19 protein-coding genes are annotated in these 24,585 nt (G+C 73.0%); 11 read left to right on the top strand and 8 right to left on the bottom strand.

The genetic code is table 11. The annotated features are described in order from the left end of the window. Positions 1–11 precede the first annotated feature (11 nt). Both ISP_RS42145 and ISP_RS42140 read left to right on the top strand, forming a co-directional pair. Positions 12–1,016 (top strand): hypothetical protein, encoded by a 1,005-nt coding sequence (locus ISP_RS42145; protein ID WP_013229892.1) that lies wholly within the window; start codon positions 12–14, stop codon positions 1,014–1,016. Beyond that, positions 1,016–2,170 (top strand): cation:proton antiporter, encoded by a 1,155-nt coding sequence (locus ISP_RS42140; protein WP_230468601.1) that lies wholly within the window; start codon positions 1,016–1,018, stop codon positions 2,168–2,170. The genes ISP_RS42145 and ISP_RS42140 overlap by 1 nt, the downstream gene beginning before the upstream one ends. On the opposite strand, the gene ISP_RS42135 is transcribed toward ISP_RS42140, so the two are convergent. The 4 genes from ISP_RS42135 to ISP_RS42120 all read right to left on the bottom strand — a co-directional run bounded on the left by ISP_RS42135 (position 2,118) and on the right by ISP_RS42120 (position 7,021). After that, positions 2,118–4,391 (bottom strand): ATP-binding protein, encoded by a 2,274-nt coding sequence (locus ISP_RS42135; protein ID WP_230468600.1) that lies wholly within the window; start codon positions 4,389–4,391, stop codon positions 2,118–2,120. The genes ISP_RS42140 and ISP_RS42135 overlap by 53 nt on opposite strands. A gap of 5 nt (positions 4,392–4,396) precedes the next feature. Further along, a complete protein-coding gene (locus ISP_RS42130) occupies positions 4,397–5,341 on the bottom strand; it encodes a hypothetical protein (RefSeq protein WP_013229889.1) in 945 nt (314 codons plus the stop codon). Beyond that, positions 5,338–6,072: a hypothetical protein gene (locus ISP_RS42125; RefSeq protein ID WP_230468599.1), complete on the bottom strand. Its 735-nt coding sequence runs from the start codon at positions 6,070–6,072 to the stop codon at positions 5,338–5,340. The genes ISP_RS42130 and ISP_RS42125 overlap by 4 nt, the downstream gene beginning before the upstream one ends. A 199-nt stretch (positions 6,073–6,271) precedes the next feature. After that, positions 6,272–7,021 carry a TrmH family RNA methyltransferase gene (locus ISP_RS42120; RefSeq protein WP_013229887.1) on the bottom strand — a complete coding sequence of 250 codons (750 nt, stop codon included), beginning with the start codon at positions 7,019–7,021 and terminating at the stop codon, positions 6,272–6,274. 93 nt (positions 7,022–7,114) lie between these two features. Here ISP_RS42120 and ISP_RS42115 point away from each other — a divergent pair, with 93 nt between their 5' ends. Continuing rightward, a complete protein-coding gene (locus ISP_RS42115; protein ID WP_013229886.1) occupies positions 7,115–7,657 on the top strand; it encodes a DUF6328 family protein in 543 nt (180 codons plus the stop codon). On the opposite strand, the gene ISP_RS42110 is transcribed toward ISP_RS42115, so the two are convergent. Beyond that, positions 7,654–10,461 carry a helix-turn-helix transcriptional regulator gene (locus ISP_RS42110; RefSeq protein WP_013229885.1) on the bottom strand — a complete coding sequence of 936 codons (2,808 nt, stop codon included), beginning with the start codon at positions 10,459–10,461 and terminating at the stop codon, positions 7,654–7,656. The genes ISP_RS42115 and ISP_RS42110 overlap by 4 nt on opposite strands. Before the next feature lie 244 nt (positions 10,462–10,705). On the opposite strand from ISP_RS42110, the gene ISP_RS42105 reads away from it, so the two are divergent. Further along, positions 10,706–10,915: a hypothetical protein gene (locus tag ISP_RS42105; protein ID WP_230468598.1), complete on the top strand. Its 210-nt coding sequence runs from the start codon at positions 10,706–10,708 to the stop codon at positions 10,913–10,915. 72 nt (positions 10,916–10,987) lie between these two features. Here ISP_RS42105 and ISP_RS42100 read toward each other — a convergent pair whose 3' ends face one another. Together ISP_RS42100 and ISP_RS42095 are read right to left on the bottom strand one after the other, a co-directional pair. Then, positions 10,988–12,484 carry an FAD-dependent monooxygenase gene (locus ISP_RS42100; protein ID WP_013229883.1) on the bottom strand — a complete coding sequence of 499 codons (1,497 nt, stop codon included), beginning with the start codon at positions 12,482–12,484 and terminating at the stop codon, positions 10,988–10,990. A 75-nt stretch (positions 12,485–12,559) separates the two neighbouring features. Then, positions 12,560–15,730, bottom strand: a complete 3,171-nt coding sequence (locus ISP_RS42095; protein WP_013229882.1) for a BTAD domain-containing putative transcriptional regulator — start codon at positions 15,728–15,730, stop codon at positions 12,560–12,562. Positions 15,731–15,854: 124 nt separating this feature from the next. Between ISP_RS42095 and ISP_RS42090 the strand changes: the two genes are divergently transcribed. The 7 genes from ISP_RS42090 (at position 15,855) to ISP_RS42060 (ending at position 23,226) form a co-directional block, all read left to right on the top strand. Continuing rightward, the gene (locus tag ISP_RS42090; RefSeq protein WP_013229881.1) at positions 15,855–17,021 is read left to right on the top strand and encodes an SGNH/GDSL hydrolase family protein; all 1,167 of its coding nucleotides are present in this window, start codon (positions 15,855–15,857) and stop codon (positions 17,019–17,021) included. A gap of 67 nt (positions 17,022–17,088) precedes the next feature. After that, positions 17,089–19,515 (top strand): tetratricopeptide repeat protein, encoded by a 2,427-nt coding sequence (locus ISP_RS42085; protein ID WP_014467741.1) that lies wholly within the window; start codon positions 17,089–17,091, stop codon positions 19,513–19,515. A 220-nt stretch (positions 19,516–19,735) separates the two neighbouring features. After that, positions 19,736–19,903 carry a hypothetical protein gene (locus ISP_RS42080; RefSeq protein WP_014467740.1) on the top strand — a complete coding sequence of 56 codons (168 nt, stop codon included), beginning with the start codon at positions 19,736–19,738 and terminating at the stop codon, positions 19,901–19,903. 71 nt (positions 19,904–19,974) lie between these two features. Further along, positions 19,975–20,475, top strand: a complete 501-nt coding sequence (locus ISP_RS42075) for a MauE/DoxX family redox-associated membrane protein (protein WP_013229879.1) — start codon at positions 19,975–19,977, stop codon at positions 20,473–20,475. Beyond that, entirely contained in the window at positions 20,475–20,978 is a 504-nt protein-coding gene (locus ISP_RS42070; protein WP_013229878.1) for a thioredoxin domain-containing protein, read from the top strand. Before ISP_RS42075 ends, ISP_RS42070 begins: the two co-directional genes overlap by 1 nt. Before the next feature lie 2 nt (positions 20,979–20,980). Next, a complete protein-coding gene (locus tag ISP_RS42065; protein WP_235190563.1) occupies positions 20,981–22,798 on the top strand; it encodes an ABC transporter ATP-binding protein in 1,818 nt (605 codons plus the stop codon). Beyond that, positions 22,795–23,226 (top strand): S26 family signal peptidase, encoded by a 432-nt coding sequence (locus ISP_RS42060; protein ID WP_013229876.1) that lies wholly within the window; start codon positions 22,795–22,797, stop codon positions 23,224–23,226. Before ISP_RS42065 ends, ISP_RS42060 begins: the two co-directional genes overlap by 4 nt. 40 nt (positions 23,227–23,266) lie before the next feature. Here ISP_RS42060 and eno read toward each other — a convergent pair whose 3' ends face one another. Then, positions 23,267–24,550 carry a phosphopyruvate hydratase gene (gene eno, locus ISP_RS42055; protein ID WP_013229875.1) on the bottom strand — a complete coding sequence of 428 codons (1,284 nt, stop codon included), beginning with the start codon at positions 24,548–24,550 and terminating at the stop codon, positions 23,267–23,269. Positions 24,551–24,585: the final 35 nt, after the last annotated feature.

Here is a 24,585-nt window from a genome sequence, read left to right as displayed (position 1 = left end):
GAGGAGAATCGGTGGCTGTCCACGAGAACCACGCCGACCACGTCGGCTCCGAGTTCGACGGCGAACGAGCGGCGGTGACGGCGGCCGCGGAGGCGGAGCCGGCGTTGAGCTTCCTCGCCTACTACCGGCGGGGCGTGTACGACTTCGGCGTCGACCGCATCGGGGACCAGGAGGAGCGCGCTCGCCGAGACCGGGTCCGGCTGCTGGGGCGGCAGTTCTGCCACCTGGTCAGCCGCCTCGACCGCACCCTCGCGGAAGCGCGCACGGGCGGGTTGATCCGGGTCGTCCTGCACGGCGGGAGCGGTGCCGCGTTCTGCGACGCCGTGGTGCCCGACGCGCACCTGTTCGGCCTCGTCCTGACGCCCGGAGCGGACGAGGAGGAGCGGACGACGCTCACCGAGCGGGCCGCGATCCGCTCGGCGGACCAGAGCGTGGCCGCGCTGGCCACCCGGCTGCGGGCGATCGCGCACCTGCCCTCGGCGAACCCGGGCGGCTGGGAGACGGCCGGGCGTACCGGCCGGCTCGTCGCCGACGGCGAAGGGGACGAGACGGTGACCGAGATCCGGCACCGCGGCGCGGACAAGCTGCCGGAGGGAGAGCTCGCCTTCGCCCGGGACTCGCTGCGGCGGTACGTCCGCCCGCGAGACCTGCAGTTCCTCGCGTTCTGCGCGAACAGCGAACCGGTGCTGACCTTCGACCGGCTGGCCGATCCCGTGCTTTCGCCGTACTTCCAGCAGATCACCGTTTCCGCGCGCCGGGCGTTCTACCACCGGCTCAGCCGGGAACTCGGCGATGTGGCGGCGCGGATCAACCGGACCGCCGCGGACGTCGTCGGTGGCCTGCTGCACCGGCTCGTGCTCGACGTGGAGCAGGGCGCGGTCTACTACTACCGGCTCGGTTCCTGCCGGTACCTCATGGGCGTCACGCTGGACCAGGACGAGGTCAGCACCGCCGACGACCGGATGGCCGAACTGGCCCGCAGTTTCGATCCGGTCGCGGCGGGGCCGCGCGGCTGATGAAACGTTCCGGTGGATCCCCCGGCGGGTGGACCTCCCTCGCGGTGCCGGCCCGCGTGCTGGCTCTGCTGCCCGCGCTGGCGCTGGGCGTCGTGGTGGCCGCGGGCTCCGGTCTGGACGTCGCGCACTCGCGCGGCTATCCCGTGGCGGTCACGGTGCTGCTGGCGATCGGGCTCTACGCGAGCACGCACGGCATCGACGTGGCGGAATTCCGGAACCGCTGGAAAACGGTGCTCGTCGCCGTCACGATCGGGGTGTTCGTCAAAGCGGCGTTGATCTCCGCGGTGATGTTCGCGTTCTACCGCGAACCGTACGTCCTCCTGCTGGCCATCGCCATGGCGCAGATCGACCCGCTTTCCGTGGCCGCGATGCGGGCGAAGTCGCGGATGTCGGAGCAGGGCAAGGCCTTGCTGGCGGCGTGGGCGGCGTTCGACGACCCGGTCACGGTGCTGCTCACCGCCTACCTCACGGCCGCGATCGTGCCGAGCGCCGGTGCGGGTCCGGCGGTCCTGCCGTCCGGCCTCGCCGCGGCCGGGGTGAACTTCCTGGCGAACGCCGCTCTCGTCGTGGCGGTGTGGCTCGTCCGGGTGGCCGTCCGGAGCCGGAACCCGGCTTCCGCAGCCGGCCGGCGGGTCCGCGCGGGGCTGGAAGTGGTCCTCCTCCTGGCGTGCGGGACGGCCGCGGTGCATTGGTCGCTGTTGCTGGGGCTCGCCGTCACCGGGCTCTTCCTGCGCCCCGATTTCGGCGCCGTGCTCGACAGAGCCGTCACGGCGTGCCTGGTGCTGGCGGCCTTCGCGGTCGGGCTCGTCCTCGCCGGCGGGGTCCGGATCGTCCCGGGAATCGTGCTCGGCACGGCGGCTTATGGTGCGCAGGTCGTCGTCGCGTTGCTGCTCACCGCACCTCGGGCGTGGCGCGCCGACCGCGCGAAGCTGGCGCTGGGCCAGCAGAACGGGCTGACGGCGCTGGTGCTGGCCCTCGTCCTGGAGCCCGTCGTCCCGGTCGCGGTGGCCACCGTGGGACCGGCGATCCTGGTCGTGAACCTGTGGCACGCGGCCGCGAACGGGGTGTGGGACCGGCGGCACCGGTTCCCCCGGATTTGTGCTACGCGTGCGGAGCGCTCGAACGAAGTACCGCACGCCGAACACGCGGGCTGAGGTTCTCGACCACGTCCTGCACGTAGTTCAGCGAGCTTTCGCGGCTACCGGCCGCCCGGCCGCGCACCGCCACGCTCGTGAGCGGGCCGAGCCGGAACGCGGGTACCTGGTTGCAGACCTCGTCGTAGGCCCGGCACAACCGGTCCAGCTGGGCCCGGGACTCCGCCGAAGCCCGGTCCGGGGAAGCGGGGGGATCCGTCTCCACCCGGCCGTACCAGGTCTCGATCGCGCTGCGGAAACCGTCGATGATCCGGCGGAGGACGAGCGCGGTGCCCGCCGCGGGGAAGAACTCGCCGGCCCGGGTCAAGGCGCGGAAGTCGTCGATCGACTGCCGTCCGGTGGCGCCGAAGGCCCCGGTCAGGATGGGATCGAGCTGGAGCAGGGCCTCCAGCGTGCCGGTGGCGTCGGTGAAGATCTCGCCGACGTGGTCGGGCAGCCGGGGCGCGGCGTCCGGGCCGGTCTGGCCCAACGCGGTCAGGTCCTGCAGCACGGTGGCGAATCCCCGGGTGGACGCGGCGGCCGCGTCGTCCAGCTGCTCGCTCAGCTGCTCGAGCAGCCCGTGGAGATTGGCCTGCTGCCTGCTCAGCTGGGTGAACCGGATCTCCAGTGCCGACGAAGAATCGCCGGTGAGCGCCTCGAGGCGGTCGTTGACGATCTCCAGGAGCGTCGACAGCCGGTGCGGGAACGTCGGGTCGCCGGAACGCAGCAGCTCACCGGTCAACGCCGTCCGGACCCGGTCCGCGACGGCGTCGTTCAGCACCCCGTTGATCACGACCAGTGCTTCGACCGGGTCGTCCAGGTCGTCGAGGTCGGCGAGCTTGCGGTTCAGCGTCTTGACGTCGCCGTCGTCGAGGATCGAGCGCGTCACCAGGATCGCGCACCCGCCGGCCCGGCCGGGAAAGGTGACCCAGAAGTCGACCGGGTCGCTGCCCGGCGGCCCGAGCCGGTGCCGGAGGCGGAACTGCCACCCGTGGGCCTTGAGCACGCCGATCACGGTGGCCTCGACGTCGTCACCCGGCCGGGACCCGAACTGGTGGTGCGCGGCGTCACGGATCATCGTCTCGGAAACCGGAGCCGTCCGGACCCCGCTCATCCGGGCCGCGTCCGCCCACAGGGCGTAGGCGGCCCGCAACAGCCGGATCACGTCGCGGGCCTTGCCTCCCGACAGGTCACGCACAGAGCGCGGCGACTGCGCCGTGAACGGTGCGAGCCTGCCGTTCTGCGCCAGCTCGATGAACTGCCGGACCTCGTCCGCCTCCAGCGGGTGGAGTTCGACGGTGTGCGGGATCCGCTCGCGCACCCGCGCGTGGAGCACGCGGAGGAAATCCGGCAGTCCCACGAGCACGAGGCAGGCGCCCGCCCTGGAAAAGATCTCCAGCAGGTTCTGGAACGCGGCTTGGACGTTCTGGTCCTCCCGGCGCCGGGCGGTGAAGATCTTGTCCATCTCGTCGAGCACCAGCACGAACCGGCCGTGGTGACTGCCGAACAGGAGCGCGAACACGCCCATCGCGGCCAGCGCCGTGGCCTCGGTGTCGATCGCGGCGACGATCCCGCGTTCCCGGAGCACCTCGGCCGGCGCCGCGCCGCTGAACCAGTCCCACACCGCGTCTTCGAACCCGCTGCGCAGCAGCAGGGTCAGCGCGGTGCCGAAGGCTTCGTCCCTGGTGACCTTGGCCAGGTCTTCGTGCACCCGGCGGAGCAGGGAACTCTCCATCAGGCCCAGCCGCTCCACCACCTGCTGGGGGTTCAGCTCGCGGTTCTGCAGCCATTCCAGGACCGTCCCGCTGAGCCCGGTGTCCTGCAGCGAGGACGTGACGACGTCGATGTAGAAATCGCTCACCCTGGTCCGGACGAAGTCCCGGTCGAGCCGCTGGGCGAACCTCCGGTACAGGTCGACGAAGGTGCTGGCGGTGGCCTCGAGGTACATCGCCTGGTGGTGGTCGCCGAGCAGGACCCCGGCTTCCTGGACCAGCCGCAGGGCGAGGTGGGATTTGCCGGTGCCGTAGTCGCCGATGACGGCGAGGGCGGTGCCCTTGCCGTCGCGGCTGCTCACCGAGCCGGTGCTCAGGCAGGCGGACAGGTGGGCGAGGGCCTTGCGCACGGCGTCCGTCGCGATCGTGGGGTACTCGCTGTCCGAGGTGTAGAACTCGGTGACCTGGGCCACGGCCATCGGCGAGTACGGATTGTCGAGTGACGGCACTTCGTCCACGCCTTCGGTCACCGCGTTCACCCCCGGCCGTCCGGCGAGTCTCGCCGGGCTTCTCTCTTCTGGAATTCGCTGATGTGCTCCTGGGTCACCAGCATCGTGCGGCCGTACTCTAGTGGGTCGGCTTTCAGGAACTCGTAGGTTCCGTGCAGCAAGATCTGCATTTGCGACACGGAACGTGACCCTCCCTCGAGCGACTGCAGGGTTTTCTCACTCATTCGAGGGTACTCTCCAGTCTGTGCGCGACGCGTGAGCCGATCGTTGGCAAAGCGCGTGAAATCGCCGTTCTTCAGCTTGCCGACGTGCACGTGGATCAGGCGGCCGTAGTCTTTCAGGCGATTGTTGATCACTTTCAGGTGGTTGTCTTCGAAGTGGGCCGATTCCATCACGAAGAGTGTCCGCTCGGGTACCCAGCCGCCGTAGCGGACCACCTCCTCGGGTACCTCCGTCGACGGCAGCAGGATGACCAGGACGAGTCCCTTGATCAGGCCGGGGCCGAGGTGGGGGTAGACCCGGGCCGGGGAGGTGCGGCTCTCGACGAGCCGGTTCAGTTCGGCGCGGTTGAGGAAATTCTTCCGCTCGAGCTGACCCACCACGTAATCGCAAACGGCGGTCAAGCGGTTGGTCACCGGCAGGACCTCGCCGAGCAGAGCCGAGCGTGCGTCCACGATTTCGACGGTGAGCCCCCGGTCCTTCGCTGATTCCTTCAGCCAGGCCAGGCAGCGGTTCGCGACGGCGGTCTTCCCGCAGCCGGTGTCGCCGGTCACCAGCAGGAGCTTGCCTTCTTCCTCGTCCGGCGCACCGAGGGTCTTCGCCTGCCGCGTGAATTCCTCGTACGCCTCTTCGGTGTGATCGATATCGACGTACCAGTTCCAGTGCTCCGGGTGCCGCCACGGGCAGAGCGGCTGGGTCGGGCCGTTCAGCTTGTCCACCGCGAACGGGTTCAACGCGGCCGAGTCGGTCATCGTGCACTCCGGAGGGTCCAGCGGGCCCGAAGCGGTCTTTCCAGGGCGATGGTCACGCGGAGCACGTCGTCCCGTTGCGCGTCGAGGTCCTTGAGCAGGGTGCGCCGCCGGGTTCGGGTGACGTCCGACTGTTCGTCCCAGTCTTCGGTCAAGGGAGCACCGAAGTCACCGGTCGTCAGCTGTGCCCGCAGCGCCGGGACGACGGACCAGGAGCGGTGCCCGGCGCGCACTTCGGCGAGCCGCGCGAGGAGCTTCCGCCGCGACTCGCCGAGTGGGCCGTCCGGGTGTTCGGAGGAGGTGTCGCGCAGGTACTGACCCGCGGCGTCGTGGAACTCTGCGTGGGCCGAGCGCAGGGCTTCCGCCTGAACCCGCCCCCGGGCGACGCGGTCGCGCCACGAGGTCGCGAAGAAAGCGAGCGCGGCGCCGACGATCGCGGTCAAGACGGGAAGAAGCGTGGTGAACGAGCCGGCCGCCACTTGGTGCGTGGAGGAGTAGAGGGCCTCGCAGGAAGCCTCGAAGGCAGCGGGCTGCGCGACCCGCCACTCCCGCGGGGCGAGCGTGCGCGTCCCGTCGAGGACGAACATCCCGGTCGGGTCGGCGTGCGCCCGCCCGAGCGACACACCGGCATCGACCACCGCGGCACGCTGCGCCGGCGAAAGGCAGAAGACGGTGGCGGCGTCATCTTCGGCGTGGGCGAGCGCGGGCACGCAGAGGCCGAGAAAAAAGATCAACAGGCAGAGCAACCCGGCTCGTCTTCCGGCGCTCGAAAGATTCACCTGCACCCCCCATTGAACGGCCGTCGACCACTTTACGGGCGGAGAGTCGCGAAATGGCGGCACGGTGTTACTTCCACTGAAGCGGAGTAACCGAACCCGCGCGCCGGTGAGCGCCGGCCGACCGGGCGCGCGGCGGGAGCTTGCTGCAGATCCGTCAGAGCTGATGGCGGGAGCTGAGTACCCAGTGGTACGCCGCCATGGCGACCGAAGTCGTCAAGTTGTAGCTCGATACCTCCGCACGCATGGGAATCGAGAGCAATACGTCGGAGTGGCGGCGGAGTTCGGGGGAAATGCCACTGCGTTCGGATCCGAAGGCCAGCAAGGCATCCTGCGGAATGACCGCTTCGCGGAGATCGATCCCCGCTGGGTCGAGAGAATAGATCGGCCCCTCGGCCTCGTGGATGCCGGCCAGCCGGCGAACGGGTAATGCATAGTGCAGGCCGGCACTTCCGCGGATCACCGTCGGGTGCCAGGGATCGACCGTGCCGGTCGAGTACACCGAGGACAATCCGAGCCCGGCGGCGACGCGGATCACCGCCCCGATGTTGCCGAGATTCCGGGGGTTTTCCAAAAGAACCGCCGGGCTGGCCCGGTCCGCGGACCGAGCCGATTCCGGCCAGGCAGGCCTGCGGGCAAGAGCGGCCACTTCGGTTTGGTGAACGCGCCCGAGAAGCTGCGCGATTTCGGCCGCGCTCACGGTTTGCGCGTGTGCGGTGATGGCGTCCTCGACGTCCGGCGCGAGCTCTTGGGCCAGCTTCCTGAGCGCGGCTGTATCGGTGGTCACGACGGCATCGACGGCGCCACCGAACCGGAGGGCGTGTTTGATGGCGTGGAAGCCCTCCAAGACGACGACGTCCGGCCGGCTGCGCAGGCGTTCCCACTGCGCCGAGATGGCATCATGCACGTCGCCGAACCTACCTTCGGGCCGGCTGCAGCCGCTTCCCACATCCCTTGATCTACCGATGTCTCGCTCCGGCGTTCGCGGGACCGTTCCGGTATGAAGGTGAACGAGATCGAACCGGCCCGGCCGCTGCTGGACGAGCTCCCGGATGCCCACGACCAGTGGAACTTCTCCGTCCGCCACGAGACGCCGACACAGCGGCTGGACCGCAACTACGCCGAAATACTCCAAGAAGTGCGGGTCGCGCAGACCGGCGTGCAGCTGCTGCTCGCCTTCCTGCTCACCGTCGCCTTCACACCGCGCTTCGCGACGCTCACCGAGTTCGAACGGCGGGTCTACGTGGCCGCACTCGTGCTCGGGGCCGCCGCCACCGCGCTGCTGATCGCGCCCGCCGCCTTCCACCGGCTCGTCTACCAGCGGCGGCTCAAGCGCCAGCTCGTGGAGGCCTCCAGCCGGTTCGCCTTGTGCGGGCTCACCTTGCTGATGCTGTCCATCGGCTCGGCCCTGCTGCTCATCCTCAGCGTCACCCTCGGGCCCGCGCCCGCCGCGTGGTTCACCGCCGGGGCGCTGGGCTGGTTCTCGCTGTGGTGGTTCGTCGTGCCGATGTGGAGCCGGGTCCGCAACTCCGGGACCCGCTAGCCCGACGCCGAATTGCGGGTTGCTTCCCGGGCGATGTCGATGCGGGAATGCACGCCGAGCTTGGCCAGGATGTGCGAGACGTGCGTGGCGACCGTACGCGGGGACAGGAACAGCCGCGTGGCGATCTGCGGGTTCGACAACCCTTCCAGCACCAGGCCGGCGATCTTCGTCTCCGTCGGCGTGAGGCTGTCCCAGCCGTGCGTGGCCTGGCGGTGCTTCACCGTCGGGCCACGCCGGATGCCGAACGCCCGGAAGCGGGCGCGCAGCCGGGCCACGTCCCAGTGCGCGCCCAGGGTGCCGTACAGGTCCAGCGTGCGGGTGAACGCCGCCCGGGCCGAGCCGCGGTCGCCGGCCTCGGCGAACGCGATCGCCGCGGCTTCCAGGGCCTTGGCGCGGGGGAGGGGACGGCCCGCGTCGCGGTAACCGTCGGCCGCGCGCAGCAACTCCGCCGCGTCCCGGTCGGCCATTCCCCGGCAGTAGCGGCCCAGCGCTTGGCGGTGCGGGACGTCCGCCCCGGCCGTGATCACGCCGACCCGCGCCACGATTTCGGCCGCGGTGGCGGTGTCGCCGGTTTCCACGGCCAGCCGGACGGCGTCCCCGAGCAGGCCTTCGCCTTCGTCTTCGGCCGTCAGCGCGGCGGTCAACGCGGCGAGGGCCCGGTCCGGTTCGCCCGCCTGCTCCGACGCGAGGCTGCGCGCCAGCGTCAGTGATTCGACCACCCGGCCGCCGATGCGTTCCGCGCACGGCGCCGCCACGTCCAGGTGCCGGTGCGCTTCGGCCGTTTCGCCGCGGTGGAAGTGGATGATCGCGGCCACGCCGTGGTCGCAGCAGGCCACGCTCGGATCCTTGAGGTCGTCCGGGACGACGTCCACCTCCGCCACGGCGTCGTCCCACCGCCCGCTGCCCAGCAGCAGCTGCCCGAGCGCGCTCTGCGCCTGGGTCAGCCGCACCACGCTGCCGGCGCGGTCCGCCCGCTCGCGGGCCCGCTCCGCGGCGGCGAGGGCGTCGGGGTAGCGGTCGAGCGCGCCGAAGGTGACGGCTTGGTTGATCCGCAGCAGCAGGCCGAGGTCGGTGAGCGCAGGGTCGCCCGAAGCGGTGGCCATCGCGCGCTCGAACAGCGGCAGCGCTTCGGTCCACTCGCCGCGCATCATCGCCACCAGGCTCAGCACGTGCAGGGCCCACCCGGTCGCCCAGTGGTCGTCGCTCGCTTCGGCCAGCGCGGCGGTGGCGACCCGGGCGGCGGTGTCGACTTCGCCGAGGTCGCGGTGCGTGCGGGCGGTGAGCACGAGCAGCCGCGCCCGGTGCCGGGCGGGCAGGTCCGGTGCGGCCGCGGCCTGGTTCAGCGCGGCGAGGGATTCGGTGGACCGGCCGGTCATCGCCCGGCACTGCGTCACCGTCGTGTGCAGGTCGACGCGCAGCTCCGGGTCGAGCGCCCGCGGCAGTGCGCGGACGGCGACGCGTTCGGCTTCGGCGAAGTCGCCCACCCGGTAGAGCGCCTCGGCCAGCCGGCAGCTCAACGCTCCGGTGGTGGTGTCGCCGCTCCGGACCGCGCGGCGCAGGAGCTTGACCGCGACCTCGGGCGCCTGGCCGATCAGCGGGGCGGCGGCTCCGAGCAGCCAGTCCACGACCCAGCGGGGCACCGGTTCGCCGGCGTCCGCGGCCGACACCGTGGGCAGCAGCTGGCGGGCGACCCGCTCGACCGGGGCACCGGCGTCGGCCAGTGCCCGCGCGGCGGCCCGGTGCCAGACGACCCGGATGCCGGCGGGCAGTTCGTCGTAGAGGGCCTGGCGGATCAGGGGGTGCCGGAACGCCAGGTCGTCGCCGGCCGCCACCAGCACGCCGGCCGCCCGCGCTTCGTCCAGCGCGGCCAGGAGAACGGTCAGCTCCGCCTCGGCCACGATCGTCAGGTCCGCCACCGAAAAGCCGACGCCGAGCAGCGCGGCCGTCCGCAGCACGGTCCGCGTGGGCTCCGGCAGGAAACCGAGCCGGTCGGCGATTGCTTCCGGCAGCGAATCCGGGGTGGGCCCGCCCGTCAGCTCGGCGATCCCGGCCTCGTCGACGGCCAGGCAGGAACTCCGGGTCAGCGCCCCGAGCAGTTCGGTGAGGTACAACGGGTTGCCGGCGGCGCCGTCGGCCAGCCGCGCCAGCTCGTCGCCCGGCTTGCCGCCGGCCAGCTCCGCCACCAGCTCGAGCGCCGCCGGTTCGGTGAGCCTGCCGACCCGCAGCCGCTCGGCGGGCCCGACGATCCGCCGCAGCGCGCGGACGTCGTCGCGGCGCGGAACCGGCCGCAGCACACCGACCAGGAGCAGTGGCAGCTGCCGGACCGATCGGGCGAGCCTGCCCCACACCGCCACGGTCGCGCGGTCGGCCCACTGCAGCTCGTCGACCACCAGCACGACCGGACCGGTGTGGCACAGCTCGTCCACCAGGGCCAGCAGCTGTTCGGCGGCCGCCGCGGCGAGGTCCGCGCCCTTGCCACGGCCGGTGTCGCCCTGCAGGAGCCCGGCGATGGCCCCGCGCCGGGGATCCGATGCGGAACCGGTGATCCGCAGGGCGTCCAGCAGGGGAAGCAGCGGGAGCGCCTGCCCCAGTTCGTCGCCGGCGCCGCGGAAGACCTGGCACCCGGCCCGGGTGGCGATCGCGCAGGCGGCCTGGACGAGGGTGGACTTGCCGATGCCCGGCTCGCCGTCCACCAGGACCGCGCGCCCGCGGCCGTCGGCCACGTCGTGCACCCAGCCCGCGAGCCGGGACAGCTCACCGTCCCGGCCGATCAGGAGGTCAGCACCGTCCGTGAGCGGTTGCACACGCACGATAATAGAAGAAAAACAGCTGCTGAACAAGAGGTGTACGCGACATGGCTGACCCGTCGTTCGGCAATCTGCTGTTCCGTTTTTGGAAATGCGTGGTTCCGCAATTGTTCGGAAGGCACCTTTGGCCGCCTGACGTTGGCGGCCCATTAACCGTCCGTTGTCCGCTGGTTGTGCCGGCTCTGGGAACGTCCGCTGGGCCCGAAACTCAGTTTCGCCCCGATTGACCACCGGAGGAATGATGCGGGTTCGCCGCGCGGTCGTGACGGTCGCGTTGACCCTGTTCGCGGCTGCTGTCCTGGGTACTTCCGCTGCTTCCGCCGTCACCGCGGAGGGCGCGGCGCCGACGGCGGTGCTCGCCGGCCACCCCAGTGAAATGGGGTACAACGGCGTGTCGCCCGACGAAATGGGCTACAACGGCGTGTCGCCCAACGAAATGGGCTACAACTAAGGGTTTCGCAGACCCTGCGGCCGCAACCGGGTGACAATTCCGGTTGCGGCCGTTCCCGTTCTTGCCCCGAGATCAGGTGGAGAACCAGCGGCGCACGGCCCGTTCGAACGAGCCGGGGTCCGGGACGCGGTCGCCGGCCCACGCGACGATGCCGTCCGGCCGGACCAGCACCGCGCCGAAGCCCAGGTGGTCGCGCGCCGGGCCGGCCACGTACCGGATCCGGTCGCGGTACCGCAGCACCACCTCCCGTAGGGGCCCGTCCACGCCGAAGTCGAGCGCGACGCCGAGGCCGTCCTGCAGCAGGTCGCCGACGCGGGTTCCGTTGGCCAGCGCGAAGTCCGGGGCGTTGTGGCCGGCCAGGCCAGGTTCGCCCAGGTCGTAGTGCAGCGAAGTACCGCTGGTGCGCTCGAAGACGTACGTCGTGCCGTCGCGGGTGGCCAGCAGATCGCGGACCACGGACCGGATCGCGCGGGAATGGGGGTCCGGGCGCATGGTCGCCACCTGGGCCCGTGACCAGTCGAGCACCCACGCGCCGACCGGGTGGCGTTCGGCCGTGTACGTGTCGAGCAGGCCCGCAGGGGCGCGCTCGGCCACCGTGGCCGCGAGCTTCCAGCCCAGGTTCATCGCGTCGCCGAGGCCGAGGTTCAGGCCCTGGCCACCCAACGGCGAGTGGATGTGCGCCGCGTCTCCGGCCAGCAGGATGCGGTCGCGGCGGTACGTGGTCGCCTGCTTCGCGCGGTCGGTGAACGTGGAGGCGAAGTGGACTTCACCGATCATCACGTCGGTGCCGGACACGCGGCGCAGCACCGACTGGAGGTGCTCGCGGGCCGGCGGCCGGGAACGGTCGTACGCGCCGCCGTCGAAGTCCATGACGCCCAGGTGGCCCGGCTCGGACATCGTCAGGTACATGCCCTGCGGGGTCACGGTGAAGCCCGGAGCGAGGAGACCGGGCTCGGCCAGCGTGACCAGCGCGAGGTAGCCGGTCAGCTGCGGCTCGGTGCCGGCGAACTCGAAGCCCGCCAGCCGCCGGACCGTGCTGCGGCCGCCGTCGCAGCCGACCAGCCAGCGGGCCGGGTATTCCTGCTCGCCGGCCCAGGCGACCGCCACCGGGGCGTCCTGGGTGATCGCCGTGACCGGGACGCCGCGGCGGATCTCGACACCGAGCTTGTCCGCCCGCTCGGCCAGGACCGTCTCCACCGCCTCGAGACTGGTCATGATGCCGTCCAGCGCCGGGCTGGGCAGCCGGTACGGCAGGCGGGCGAGGTCGACGTCGGCCGGGTCGACGGGCGTTCCGGCGAAGTGGCCGGCCGACCGCGGCGGGGCCGGCTCGTCCGTGACCGGCCGTTCGTCCACACCGGACGCCGCCAGCAGCGGCGCCAGCATCCCGCGTCGGTAGAACGCCTCGACCGAGCCGCCCGACAGGCCCCGCATGCCGAGCGGGAAGCTCCGCCACGGGGTCCGCGGCTCCGGCTCCCGTTCGAGCACCAACACCGAACAGCCCGCGAGGCCGAGCTCGCAGGCCAGGAACAGACCGACCGGGCCGGCTCCCACGATCACCACGTCGTGCATGACAAACCGCTTTCTCGAGGTCTTGGACGTGCCCCGAGACTGACGGCCGTCACGCACACGGCGCGCACATCGCGCTCACAGCGCGAGCCGGGCCGGGTCGGCGGCGGCGACGGCGGTCGTCGCCGCCAGCTCCCAGCCCTCCGCGTACGCCGCGGCGAACTCGTCCTCGCCCAGCGCGGCCCGGCCCCGGTGGGTGAGCTCGCGGACCTGCGGATCGGTGCGGTCGTGCGCACCGCGCAGCCGGGCGGCGACGCCGAGCAGCTCGGCCGAGTCCCGCGGCCGCCCGCGTGCTTCGGCGAGGGCGGCCGTGTGCACCGTCACCAGCGACAGGATCGGCAGGTCCCGGGCCGCCAGCGCGGCCGCGTACGCCGCTTGCCCGGCCTTGTTCGCGCCGTCCTGGTCGCCCCGGGCCAGGCAGAGCGCGGACCGCGCGCCGGCGATCAGCGCCCGGGCGTGGTCGGAGGGGAACCCCGTGTCGTCGAGCAGCCGGCGTTCGGCGTCGTCGAGCAGGGCCCCGGCCCCGGCCAGGTCGCCCAGGCGCACGCGCAGGCCGGCCTCCCAGCCGTCGATCAGGACCGGCGTTTCCGCCGATGACGCGCGCAGCAGCCGCTCCCGCGCCGAGCCGATCACCGCCAGCGCCCGGTCGGTCTCGTCGCGCCGGATGTGCAGGTCGATCCAGCGCAGGTCGGTGTAGAGCCGGTCACCGAGGCTGAGCGCGCCGAACTCGCCCGCCAGCGCCTGGGCCTCGCGCAGGTCGGCGAGCGCGCCGTCGAGGTCGTCGTAGCGCCGCAGCTGGGCGCGCATCGGCAGCGTCGCGGCCTGGCCCCACCGGTCGCCGGCCCGCCGGAAGCCGGCCAGCGCCGCCGCCACGTGGACGCCGACGCGGTCGAGCTCGCCCGCGTTTTCGGCGATTTCGGCCTGGAACATCCGGGCCAGCGCGGCCAGCCACCCGTCGTCACCGACGGCCAGCTGCCGGAAGATCGCGAGTGCGGTCTCGTCGCCCAGCAGGAAGAGCAGCATCGGGCCGAACACGCGGTAGTGGCCAGGCAGCCGCGGATGCGCCAGCAGCCGTCCGGCCAGCTCGCGCATCTGCGCCCGGTCTTCCGCGGCTTCCCTGGCGCTGATCCCGGACAGGATGTCCGCGCGGCTGAGCAGGTGGGCGGCCCGGGCGCAGTCCCGCTCGGCCGTCGGCTCGCCGCCGGGCACCGCCAAGGCTTCGCCCAGCCAGTAGGAGGCGTCGGAGTCGCGGCCGAGCATCTGCCAGTACCAGGTCAACGCGAGGGCCAGCGCGACCGCGGCGGCGGAGTCGCGGGTGGCGCACAGGTGACGCAGGGCGGCGAGCGTGTTGTCGTACTCGGCGCCGATGACTTCGATGGCCGCCAGCTGGCCGGGCCCGCGCAGCTCGGCGTCGTGGCGGGCGATCAGCCCGGTGAAGTGGGCGGCGGCCAGGTCGCGTACCGGGCCGAGGTCGTCGGCGAGACGTTCGATGCCGTACTCGCGGATGGTTTCGAGCATGCGGTAGCGGCCGGTGCCGGGCGCGAGCTGCAGCAGCGACCGGTCGACGAGGGCGGCGAGCAGGTCGGGGAGCTCGACGGCGGGCACGGTGGTGCCCGCGCAGACGGCGGCGGCCGAGGCGGGCGTGACGCCGCCGGGCAGGACGGAAATCCGCTCCGCGACCGTGCGTTCGCGCTCGTCGAGCAGCTCCCAGCTCCACGCGATGACCGCACGCAGGGTGCGGTGCCGCGGCGGCGCGGTGCGGCTGCCGGTGGTGAGCAGCCGGAACCGGTCGGCGAGCCCGTCGGCCAGGTCGGGCAGCGACAGCGTCCGCAACCGGGCGGCGGACAGCTCGAGGGCCAGCGGCAGGCCGTCCAGGCCGCGCACCACGCGGACGATGTCGGGCCGCGTGGTTTCGTCGACGTCGAAGCCGGGGCGCACGGCGGCGGCCCGCTCGGTGAACAAGCGCACCGAGGCCACCGCGCGGACCTCGTCGTCGTCCGGGCCGGGCAGCGCGAGCGGGCCGAGCGGCACCAGCGCTTCGCCGTCCACGGCCAGGGGTTCGCGGCTGGTGGCGAGCACCCGCAGGCCGGCGCAGCGGGGCAGCAGCGTCGCGACCAAGTGGGCCACGGCGTCGATCAAGTGCTCGCAGTTGTCGATCAGCAGCAGGCTTTCCCGGCCGCCGAGCTCGGCGGCGAGCACGGCCAGCTCGTCGGTCCCGGCGCGCTTGCGGGCGTCGAACAGGGCGCTGCCGCGCAGGCCGATCCCGGCGAGCACGGCCGCCGCGACCTTCGCCGGTTCGGTGACGGAGGCGAGGTCGATGAGCCGGACGTCGTGGCCGTACCGGCGGGCCGCCTCCAGCGCGAGCCGGGTCTTGCCGGCGCCGCCGGGGCCGAGGACGGTGACCAGCCGTGCGGTCGTGAGCAGGGCGGAGAGGCGCGCGAGGTCGTCGTCGCGGCCGATGAAGCTGGTCAGCGGCGCGGGCAGGGGAGCGGGCCGGGCCCGGTCCGGGGCCGGGGCCGGGGCCGGGAGGGGCTGCAGGAGGCGCAGGTGGCGGTCCCGCAGCGCGGTGCCCGGGTCGGCGCCGAGGGCATCGGCCAGGGTCCGGCGGACCCCCTCGTAGACGGTCAGCGCTTCGGCCTGACGCCCTTGCGCGGCGAGCGCGTCCATCAGCAGGGCCGCCGCCCGCTCGTGCGCCGGGTGCTCGGCCAGCAGCCCGGTCAGCCGGGCGGCGGCCGGCTCGGCGCGGCCCAGCGCCAGCTCGGCGTCGGCGAGGTCGGCGACGGCCTCGATCGACAGCCGGGTCAGCCGGGTCGCCACCGCCGGGGCGACGGCGGTGATGAGCACGGGCTCGCCCCACAAGTCCACCGCCTCGGCCAGGGCGGCGCTCGCGGCTTCGGCGTCCCCGGCCCGCAGCCGCTCCCGGCCGGCCGCGGTGAGCTGTTCGAAGCGCAGGGCGTCCACGTCGGCGACCGCCAGCCGGTAGCCGCCCGCGACCTGCACGAGCACGCCGTCGGCCGGGGCGAGGGCGCGGCGCAGCCGGGAGACGAGGGTCTGCAGGGCGGAGGCGGTGCCGGACGGCGGTTCGCCGCCCCACACCGCGTCGACCAGCACGCCCGGCTCGACCGCGCGGCCCCCGGCGAGCGCCAGCCGGACGAGCAGGGCCTGCAACCGCGCGCCCGGGACGGGCAGGATCGTGTCACCCCGGGACACCTGGAACGTGCCCAGCAGCGTGATGCGAAGCCCGTCCATGCCCCGATCTTCGCGCGCCCGGCCTCGTGACCTCAACGAGGGCGGCCGTGTGAGCGCGGTGTGCGTCCCGTGTGCGCGGCCCGCCGCAGTCTTCGGAGGTCAGCACGACCAAGGGAGGCACCAGATGTCCGACACGAACACCGGCTGGGTCCGCAGCTGGGGTGCGGCACCCCAGTCCGCTTACGACGGGCTGGGCTCGCTCGACGGCCACCCGCCGCTCGCCGACGTGACGCTCCGCCAGGTGGTGCGCCTCAGTGGCGGCGGACGCCGGGTGCGCGTCCGTTTCACCAACGAGTTCGGGACCGCGCCCCTCACCATCGGCGCGGCGCAAGTGGGCCTCGCGGTGCCCGGCGGCGGCGTGCGGGACGGGCGCGCGCTGACGTTCTCCGGCGCCGCGGCCGTCACCATTCCCACGGGTGCACCGATGCTGAGCGATCCGGTGGAGCTGCCCGCGGCGGCGTTGACCGAGCTGTCAGTCAGCCTCTACCTGCCCGAGCGCGTCGAGACCTGCACGTGCCACGACCCCGTCCTGGACACCGGCTGGACGATCCCGGGTGACGCCGTCGCCGCCCCGGCACTGCCGGCGAACGCCACGGTGCTGCCGGTGCGGGCACTGATCTCCGCGGTCGACGTGGTTCCCGGCGGTCCGGCCTCGGCCATCGTGGTGGTCGGCGACTCGCGCACCGACGGCGCCGGGTCCACCCCGGACACCCACCACAGCTGGCCGGAACTGCTGGCCGCGCGAGGCGCGGGTTTCGTCGTCAACCAGGGCATCAGCGGCAACCGGCTGCTCAACGACGGCGCCGGGACCGCGGTCTTGGCCCGCTTCGACCGGGACGTGCTGGCGACCCCGGGCCTCGGCTTCGTCGTGCTGTCCGTGGGCGGCAACGACCTCGCCATCTCCTTCGCCCCGCGCGACGACGGTCCGCTGGCCGGCTTCCTGAAGATGTTCCCCGGCGCACCGGTGACGACGGAGGACGTCATCGCCGGCCACCGGCAGCTGGTGGCGCGGGCGCGTGAACGCGGGGTGCGGGTCTACGCCACCACGATGGCGCCCCTCGAAGGTGCCGATGCCTTCACCCCGGAGTGCGAGACCGCACGCCAGGTGGTGAACGAGTGGATCCGCACGGGCGGCGAGTTCGACGCGGTCCTGGACTTCGACGCCGTCTGGCGCGACCCGGAGCACCCCAGCCGGATCCGGGAAGACTTCCACTCCGGCGACCACCTGCACGGCAGCGACGCGGGCTACTGGGCGCTGGCCGACTCGGTCGATTTGTCCCTGTTCGGCTGAGCTCGAACCGGCGGCCATCTCCGGAAAACCGCTACGCCGACCGGGTGACCGCGGTCACCATGGCGGGATGGCGTTCACCGAACCACCCGATCCCGGTCAGGCGCGCACGCTGGCCGAGCTCATCGCGCAGCTGCGGCTGCTCAAGGCGTGGGCGGGCGGCCCGTCGTACGCGCAGATCGCCGAGCGGGTCAACCGGCTCTGGACGGCCGCGGGGCGCCCGCCCGGCGAGCGGACCGCCCGCACGACCGTCGCCGACTGCTTCAAGACCGGCCGGGCGCGGCCCAACACCGATCTGCTGCTGGCCGTCGTCGAGGTGCTCCACCCGGACCCGGGTTACGTCGCCGACTGGCAGCACGTGCTGCGGGCGGTCCGCGGCCACGCGGAGGCGGCGACCTTCGTCCAGGCACAGCTCGGCCTGCCGGCGGTGGTCGCGCACTTCACCGGGCGCCGGGCGGAACTCGCGCGGCTGGGTGCGGTGTTCGCCGAGGGCGGCCGGGTGGCGGTGATCGCGGGCATGGCCGGGGTCGGCAAGACCGCGCTGGCCGTCCACGCCGGCCACGAGCTCCTGCGCACGGGCCGGTGTGACAACGCCCTTTTCGTGAACCTGCGCGGGTTCCACCCCGACCCCGGCCGGCCGCCGGTCGATCCGGCCGCGGTGCTCGACTCCTTCCTGCGGTTGCTCGGCGTGCCCGGGCACGCCGTCCCCGCCGACCTGGCCGGCAAGACGCGGCTCTACCAGGAGCGGTCGGCCGGACGGCGCCTGCTGGTCGTCCTCGACAACGCGGGCAGCGAGGAGCAGATCCGCCCGCTGCTGCCCGGCGAGCGGGGCGGCCCGGTGCTCGTCACCAGCCGCCTGGCGTTCGCCGGGCCGGCCGGGGCCGCGCACCTGCCCTTGGACGTGCTGAGCCCGGACGACGCGCTCGCGTACCTGCGGCGCACCGTCGGCGCGGAGCGGGTCGACCAGGCACCCGGCGTGGCCCGGCGGATCACCGCCGAACTCGGCAGGCTGCCGCTCGCGCTGAGCCTCGCCGCGTTGTGGATGGCCGCGCCGGCCCACCGGTCGTGGCTGCTGGCCGATCACCTGGAGCGGCTCGAGCAGCGGCGCGCGCACCTGCGGCTCGACAACGCCGTGGACGCGTCGATCAGCCTGTCCTACGACCAGCTCGCCGAGCCGGAACGGCGGGCACTGCGGCTGCTCGCCTTGCACCCGGGCGCGGACCTGGACGCCTACGGCATCGCCGCGCTCGCCGGGACCGGCCTGGCGGAGGCGACCCGGATCGCGGACCGGCTCGTCACCGCGCACCTGGTGCGGCGCGGCGAGGCGGGCCGGTTCGAGCTGCACGACCTCATCCGCGCGTTCGGGATGGCGCGGGCCCAGGACGAGGACGCCGCCGCCGGCCGGAAGGCCGCGCTGACGCGGTTGCTCGGCTACTACACCTTCGCCACCGCCACCGCGATGGACCAGTACGCGCCGCGAATGCGGGCCTACCGCCCGGCCGTCCCCGACCCCGGACTGCCGATCCCGCCGCTGACCGACCGCGAACCGGCGACCGCCTGGCTGGACGCCGAACGCGCCAACCTGGTCGGCGCCGGTGTCCACGGGGTGCCGTCCGGCCACGCGGGTCTGCTGTCGCGGCTGCTGTTCCGGTACCTGCAGACCGGCGGCTACATCGGCGAGGCGCTGGTCCTGCACGCGAGCGCGGCGGAGTCGGCGGACCCGGTCGCCCGCGGGCACGCGCTGGTGAGCCTCGCGGCCACCCACAGCCAGGTCGGCCGCTACGAGGTGGCGACGCGGCACGTCGAGGAGGCACTGGACTGCTTCCGCGGTGCCGGAGACCGGTCCGGCGAGTGCCGGGCGCTCGGCACGCTGGGCGCGATCGCGTCCTGGAACGCCGACTTCGTGCGGTCGGCGGGGTTCCTGCGGGAGGCGTTGACGCTGTCCCGCGAGCTCCGCGACCGGGCCGGCGAACGGACCGCGCTGACCAACCTCGGCTTCGTCTACGGGCGGCTGGGCTGGTACGCCGAGGCGCTGGAGATCCACCGGAAAGCGCTCGCCATCGACCAGCAGACCGGCGACCTGTGCGACACCGGGCGCACCCTGCTCAACATCGGCGACACGTATCTGCGTTCGGGCCGGCACGCCCAGGCCTGCGGCTACTTCCGCCGCGCCACCGCGATCGCCGAGCAGGCGGGCGACCGCGACCTGCACCTGGAAGCGCTGCTGTGCCTCGCGGACGCGTCGCTGGACCTGGGCCGGACGGAACACGCGCGGACCACGCACGAGTGTGCGCTGGCGATCGCGGTGGACCTGGGGAGCCTGCACGCGGCGGCCCGGGCGCACGCGGGCCTGGCCCGGACGCTGACCGCCCTCGGTGATGCGGAGCGCGCCCGGCACCACTGGCTCGCCGCCCGGGAGCACCACCGGGAGCTGCGGTTGCCGGAGTCGGCGGAGATCGCCGCGGGAGTGGAGTGCTCGGTGGCGGCCGGCGGGTGACGGGGGCCGCGGAATGGGTGGCAGGCGCGAGCGGGACCTGCCGGAATCGACGGACATCCCCGCAGGTGCGGGCTATTCCGTGGCCGCCAGGCCGAGTCGGCGTCCGGGTTTGTCCGGGATTGCTGCCCGCGGACGCACCGGCCGCGATGCTCGCAGCCGGTGCGGGATCGCGGTAGCGCGTCCCACACCTCGGACACACCCACCGTCGAAGGGAAAAACCATGGGGCGCCTGATCGACCGCGTGCTGAACCGGGTGGTGCCCACTGCGAAGGCCTCCGCCTGCAGTGGCCTGTACTTCTGCAACGCCCAGGGCCACCCCGGCTACTGGTACCGGTTCTGCTGCCCGCAGACCGGCTGCGAGTGGTCGAAGGTCCGCAGCAGCTGCTGATCCCGGTCCGAGCGTGCCGGGCGGTGTCCGCCGCCTTCCCCGCGGACACCGCCCGGCGTGGATGGAGTGACATGGAGTACCTGCGGGCCGCCGGTGCGGCGCTGATCGTCGTGGTGTTCGCCGCTTCGGCGTTCTCGAAGCTGCGGGACCTCCGCGGGTTCGCACGCTCGGTGCCCGCGCTGGTGCCGATGCCGGCGAAGTGGGTCACGCCGGTGGCGGTGGCCGTCGTGGTCACGGAACCGGCCTCCGCGGTCCTCGTGCTGGTCACCCCGACGGCCGGCTTCGTCCTCGCCTCGGCGTTGCTGCTGGCCTTCACCGCCGCCATCGCCGCTGCACTGCGCCGCGGACGGCGTGCCCCGTGCCGCTGCTTCGGCGCGACCGAAACCCCGATCGGCCCGCGCCACCTGGTCCGCAACACCCTGCTGATCTGCTTCGCCGTCCTCGGCGCGCTCGCGCCGGAGCACCAGCCGCCCGTCGCCGGGGCCGCCGTCGCGTTCGCGGTCGGCGTGGTGGTGGCCGTGCTCGTCGTCGCCATGGACGACATCGCCGTCGTGTTCGCAAGGAGTTCCTGATGCCTTACGTCGTCGCCACCCTGGTGCTGCTGGGCCTGCTGTGCCTGCTGAACCTGCTCCTGACCGTCGGGATCCTGCGCCGGATGCGGGCCCAGCCCGCCGGGAGGTCCGAGCCGCCCTTCGTGCTGCGCCCCGGTTCGGCGGTCGGCGAGTTCGCCGTCACCACGACCGACGGTGAGCCGCTCACCCTCTCCTCGTTGACCGGCACGGTGGCGTTCTTCTCCGCCGACTGCGCCGCCTGCCACGACACCCTGCCGGATTTCCTCGCCTACGCCCGTGCACAGGGCCGCGACCACGTCTTCGCCGTCTTCGGCGGCGACGAGCCGGACACCGTGCGCGCGCTCGCCGAAGTCGCCCACGTGGTGACGGCGGAACTCGACGGCGGCCCGGTCGCCGCTGCGTTCCGCAACACGTGGACGCCCGCGTTGTACGTGGTGGCGGACGGGCGGGTGACCGCGACCGCCGGCCGGGTGCACGAACTGCCCGTGCCCGCCGGACGGTGACCGTGGGCGAACCGGACCGCCGGATCGGCGCGGAGCAGGTCCGGGCGGCGGGCGCGGCCGCCGCCCGGCTGCTCTGGCGGTCCGGTCCGGCTCGGCTGCTGGGTCTCGTGGCCATGACCGCGGCCGCGGCCACCGCCCCGATCGCCACCGCCTGGCTGACCAAACTCGTCCTCGACCGGCTCGTCGAGCGCACCGGCGCGGTCGGCGGCCTCGCCGTGGCGCTGGTGGTGACCGGGCTCGCCGTCGCCGCGCTGCCCGTGGTCGTCCACTACGTCCGCGCGCAGATCGGCCGCGCGGCGAGCACGGTCGCCACCGACCGGCTGTTCGCCGCGCTGGGCCGCCAAGTCGGGTTGCGCACCTTCGAAAACCCGGCCTACCAGGACCGCTTGCGGCTGGCCCAGGAAAGCTGTGGCCGGATGCCGGAAATCGTCGACGGCGTCGGCGGCACGCTGAGCGGGACGCTTTCGCTGGCCGGGTTCCTGGGCTCGCTGCTCCTGCTGAGCCCGGCGATGACCGGGGTCGTGCTGGCGGCCGCGATCCCCGCCCTGCTCGCCGAGCTGCTGCTGGCCCGGCGCCGGGCCGCGGTGGAATGGCGCATCGAGCGGTTCACCCGGCGCGAGTTCTTCTACAGCCAGCTGCTCACCGGCATCCCCGCCGCGACCGAAATCCGGCTGTTCGGCATCGGGGCGTTCCTGCGCGCCCGGCTGATGGACGAGCGCCGCAGCGCCAACGAAGCCCAGCGCCGCATGGACGAACGGGAGCTGTGGACCATGGGCGGGCTGACGGCGCTGAGCGCGGCCGTCGCCGGCGCGGGGCTTTGGTGGGCGATCACCTCGGCGCGCGACGGGTCGCTCAGCGCCGGCGACGTCTCGATGTTCGTGGCCGCCGTCGCCGGGGTGCAGGCCGCGCTGGGCACGCTGGCGTCGTCGATCGCCAACGGGCAGGCCCGGCTGCTCTCGTTCGCGCACTACGTCGCCGTGGTCCGCGCGGAACCCGATCTGCCGAGCGGGTCCCGCGACGCGGTTCCCCCGCTGCGGCAGGGGATCGAGCTGCGTGACGTCTGGTTCCGGTACAGCGACGAGCACCCGTGGGTGCTGCGCGGGGTCGACCTCACCATCCCGCACGGTGCGGCGGTCGCCCTCGTCGGCCTCAACGGCGCGGGCAAGAGCACGCTCGTGAAGCTGTTGTGCCGCATGTACGACCCGACGCGCGGGCAGATCCTCTGGGACGGCGTCGACCTGCGCGACGTGCCGCACGCGTTGCTGCGCGACCGGATCAGCGCCGTTTTCCAGGACCACATGAACTACGACATGACCGCGGCCGAGAACATCGGGCTCGGCGAGCTGTCCGCGCTGGACGACCGGGCCCGGCTGGTCGCCGCCGCGACGCGGGCGGGTGCGCACGAGCGGATCGCCGCCCTGCCCGGCGGTTACGACACGCCGCTCACCCGGATCTTCGAGATCGGAACCGAGGACACCTCGACCGGCGTGGTGCTTTCCGGCGGGCAGTGGCAACGCCTGGCGCTGGCCCGCTCGCTCGTCCGGGAGGGCCGGGACCTGATGATCCTCGACGAGCCGAGCTCCGGTCTCGACCCGGAGGCCGAGCACGAGGTGCACGCCCGCATCCGCGAGCACCGGCGAGGCCGCACGAGCCTGCTCATCTCGCACCGGCTGAGCGCGGTGCGCGACGCCGACCGCATCGCCGTGCTCGAAGACGGCCGGGTCGGCGAACTGGGCACGCACGAGAGCCTGCTCGCCGCCGGCGGTGGCTACGCGCGCTTGTTCCGCCTGCAGGCCGACGGCTACCAGGCGGTGTCGTGAAAGGACCGGTTTTCCTCGGGTTGCTGGCCGCCGGCGGGGTTTTCGCCGCCCGCCGCGGGCTGATCATGACCACAGTGGACGGTTCGAGCATGGCCCCGGCGTTGCTGTCCGGCGACCGCGTTCTGGTGCGCCGGACCCGCCGCCCGCGCCGCGGCCAGGTGGCCCTGCTGCGCTTCCCGGAGTTGCCGAGCGGCGCGCCGACGGCGGACCAGCTGCTGCTCAAGCGCGTGGTGGCGGTGGCGGGCGACCGCATCCCGCCCGGCTGGGCCGACCCGGACGTCCACGGCCTCGGCGGCGAGGTGGTGCCCGGCGGCTGCGCCGTCGTGCTGGGCGACAACCGGCCGAGCAGCTGGGATTCCCGGCACTACGGGTTCGTGCCGCGGGAGCGGATCGTCGGCGTGGTGGTGCGCCAGGTCTCCCGCGGGTGACCCGGCCCGGAGGTCCGGGTGCCTCCGGGCCGCGGTGAGCTCAGCGGCGGCCGCTGATCGTGCTCGCGCCCGCGTAGCGTGCTTCGGCACCGAGCTCTTCTTCGATGCGGATGAGCTGGTTGTACTTGGCGGTCCGGTCGGCGCGGGACAGCGAGCCGGTCTTGATCTGGCCGCAGTTGGTGGCGACCGCGAGGTCGGCGATCGTGGTGTCCTCGGTTTCGCCGGAGCGGTGGGACATGACCACGGAGTAGCCCGCCTTGTGGGCTGTTTCGACGGTGGTCAGGGTCTCGGTCAGGGTGCCGATCTGGTTGACCTTGACCAGGATCGAGTTCCCGATGCCACGTTCGATGCCGTCGGTCAGCAGGTTCACGTTGGTGCAGAAGACGTCGTCGCCGACGAGCTGGACGCGTTCGCCGATGGTGTCGGTGAGCTGCTTCCAGCCGGCGTAGTCGTCCTGGGCCAGACCGTCCTCAATGGACACGATCGGGTAGCGGGCGGTGAGCTCGGCGAGGTAGCCGACGTGCTCTTCGACGCTGCGCTTGCGGCCTTCGCCGGTGTAGTCGTAGACCTCGCCGGTGTAGAACTCCGACGCGGCCGGGTCGAGCAGCAGGGCGATGTCCTCGCCGGGGGTGTAGCCGGACCGCTCGATGGCCCGCAGCACGAACTCCAGCGCCTCGTCGGCCGAGCTGAGGTTGGGCGCGAAGCCGCCTTCGTCGCCGACGTTGGTGCTGTGCCCGGCGTCGTGGAGGGACTTGCGCAGCGTGTGGAAGACCTCGGAGCCCATCCGCACCGCCTCGGCGAACGTCGTCGCGCCGACCGGGCCGATCATGAACTCCTGGAAGTCGATCGGGTTGTCCGCGTGCGCGCCGCCGTTGATGATGTTCATCATCGGCATCGGCAGCAGGTGCGCGAACACGCCGCCGGCGTACCGGTACAGCGGCAGCCCGTTGGCGGCCGCGGCCGCCTTGACCACGGCGAGCGAAACGCCCAGGGTGGCGTTCGCGCCGAGCCGGGCCTTGTTCGCGGTGCCGTCCAGCTCGATCAGCGCGCGGTCGACGGTCGCCTGCGCCTCGGCGTCCAGGCCCACGATCGCCTCGGCGATCTCGGTGTTGACCGCGTCGACGGCCTTGCGCACCCCTTTGCCGTGGAACCGGGTCTGGTCCCCGTCCCGCAGTTCGACCGCTTCCCGGGTGCCGGTGGAGGCACCCGAGGGCACCGCGGCCCGGCCGAAGGAACCGTCCGCCAGTTCGACGTCGACCTCGACGGTCGGGTTGCCCCGGCTGTCCAGCACTTCGCGGCCCTTGACGCGGGCGATGGCAGTCATCGCACTCCTCGTGAGTTCGTCGAGCGGGAGCGGCG

This window comes from Amycolatopsis mediterranei (assembly GCF_026017845.1).
Classification (GTDB): domain Bacteria; phylum Actinomycetota; class Actinomycetes; order Mycobacteriales; family Pseudonocardiaceae; genus Amycolatopsis; species Amycolatopsis mediterranei.
Note: the sequence above shows the minus strand (reverse complement) of the source record. Positions and strands in the feature narration are given on the sequence as shown.

Bases quoted from the DNA above. Each gene is read 5' to 3' on its own strand.
- ISP_RS42105 (WP_230468598.1), top strand. From the start codon at position 10,706: ATGCGGGTTCGCCGCGCGGTCGTGACGGTCGCGTTGACCCTGTTCGCG.
- ISP_RS42115 (WP_013229886.1), top strand. From the start codon at position 7,115: ATGAAGGTGAACGAGATCGAACCGGCCCGGCCGCTGCTGGACGAGCTC.
- ISP_RS42140 (WP_230468601.1), top strand. From the start codon at position 1,016: ATGAAACGTTCCGGTGGATCCCCCGGCGGGTGGACCTCCCTCGCGGTG.
- ISP_RS42100 (WP_013229883.1), bottom strand. From the start codon at position 12,484: ATGCACGACGTGGTGATCGTGGGAGCCGGCCCGGTCGGTCTGTTCCTG.
- ISP_RS42075 (WP_013229879.1), top strand. From the start codon at position 19,975: ATGGAGTACCTGCGGGCCGCCGGTGCGGCGCTGATCGTCGTGGTGTTC.
- ISP_RS42085 (WP_014467741.1), top strand. From the start codon at position 17,089: ATGGCGTTCACCGAACCACCCGATCCCGGTCAGGCGCGCACGCTGGCC.
- ISP_RS42130 (WP_013229889.1), bottom strand. From the start codon at position 5,341: ATGACCGACTCGGCCGCGTTGAACCCGTTCGCGGTGGACAAGCTGAAC.
- ISP_RS42070 (WP_013229878.1), top strand. From the start codon at position 20,475: ATGCCTTACGTCGTCGCCACCCTGGTGCTGCTGGGCCTGCTGTGCCTG.
- ISP_RS42095 (WP_013229882.1), bottom strand. From the start codon at position 15,730: ATGGACGGGCTTCGCATCACGCTGCTGGGCACGTTCCAGGTGTCCCGG.
- ISP_RS42080 (WP_014467740.1), top strand. From the start codon at position 19,736: ATGGGGCGCCTGATCGACCGCGTGCTGAACCGGGTGGTGCCCACTGCG.
- eno (WP_013229875.1), bottom strand. From the start codon at position 24,550: ATGACTGCCATCGCCCGCGTCAAGGGCCGCGAAGTGCTGGACAGCCGG.
- ISP_RS42090 (WP_013229881.1), top strand. From the start codon at position 15,855: ATGTCCGACACGAACACCGGCTGGGTCCGCAGCTGGGGTGCGGCACCC.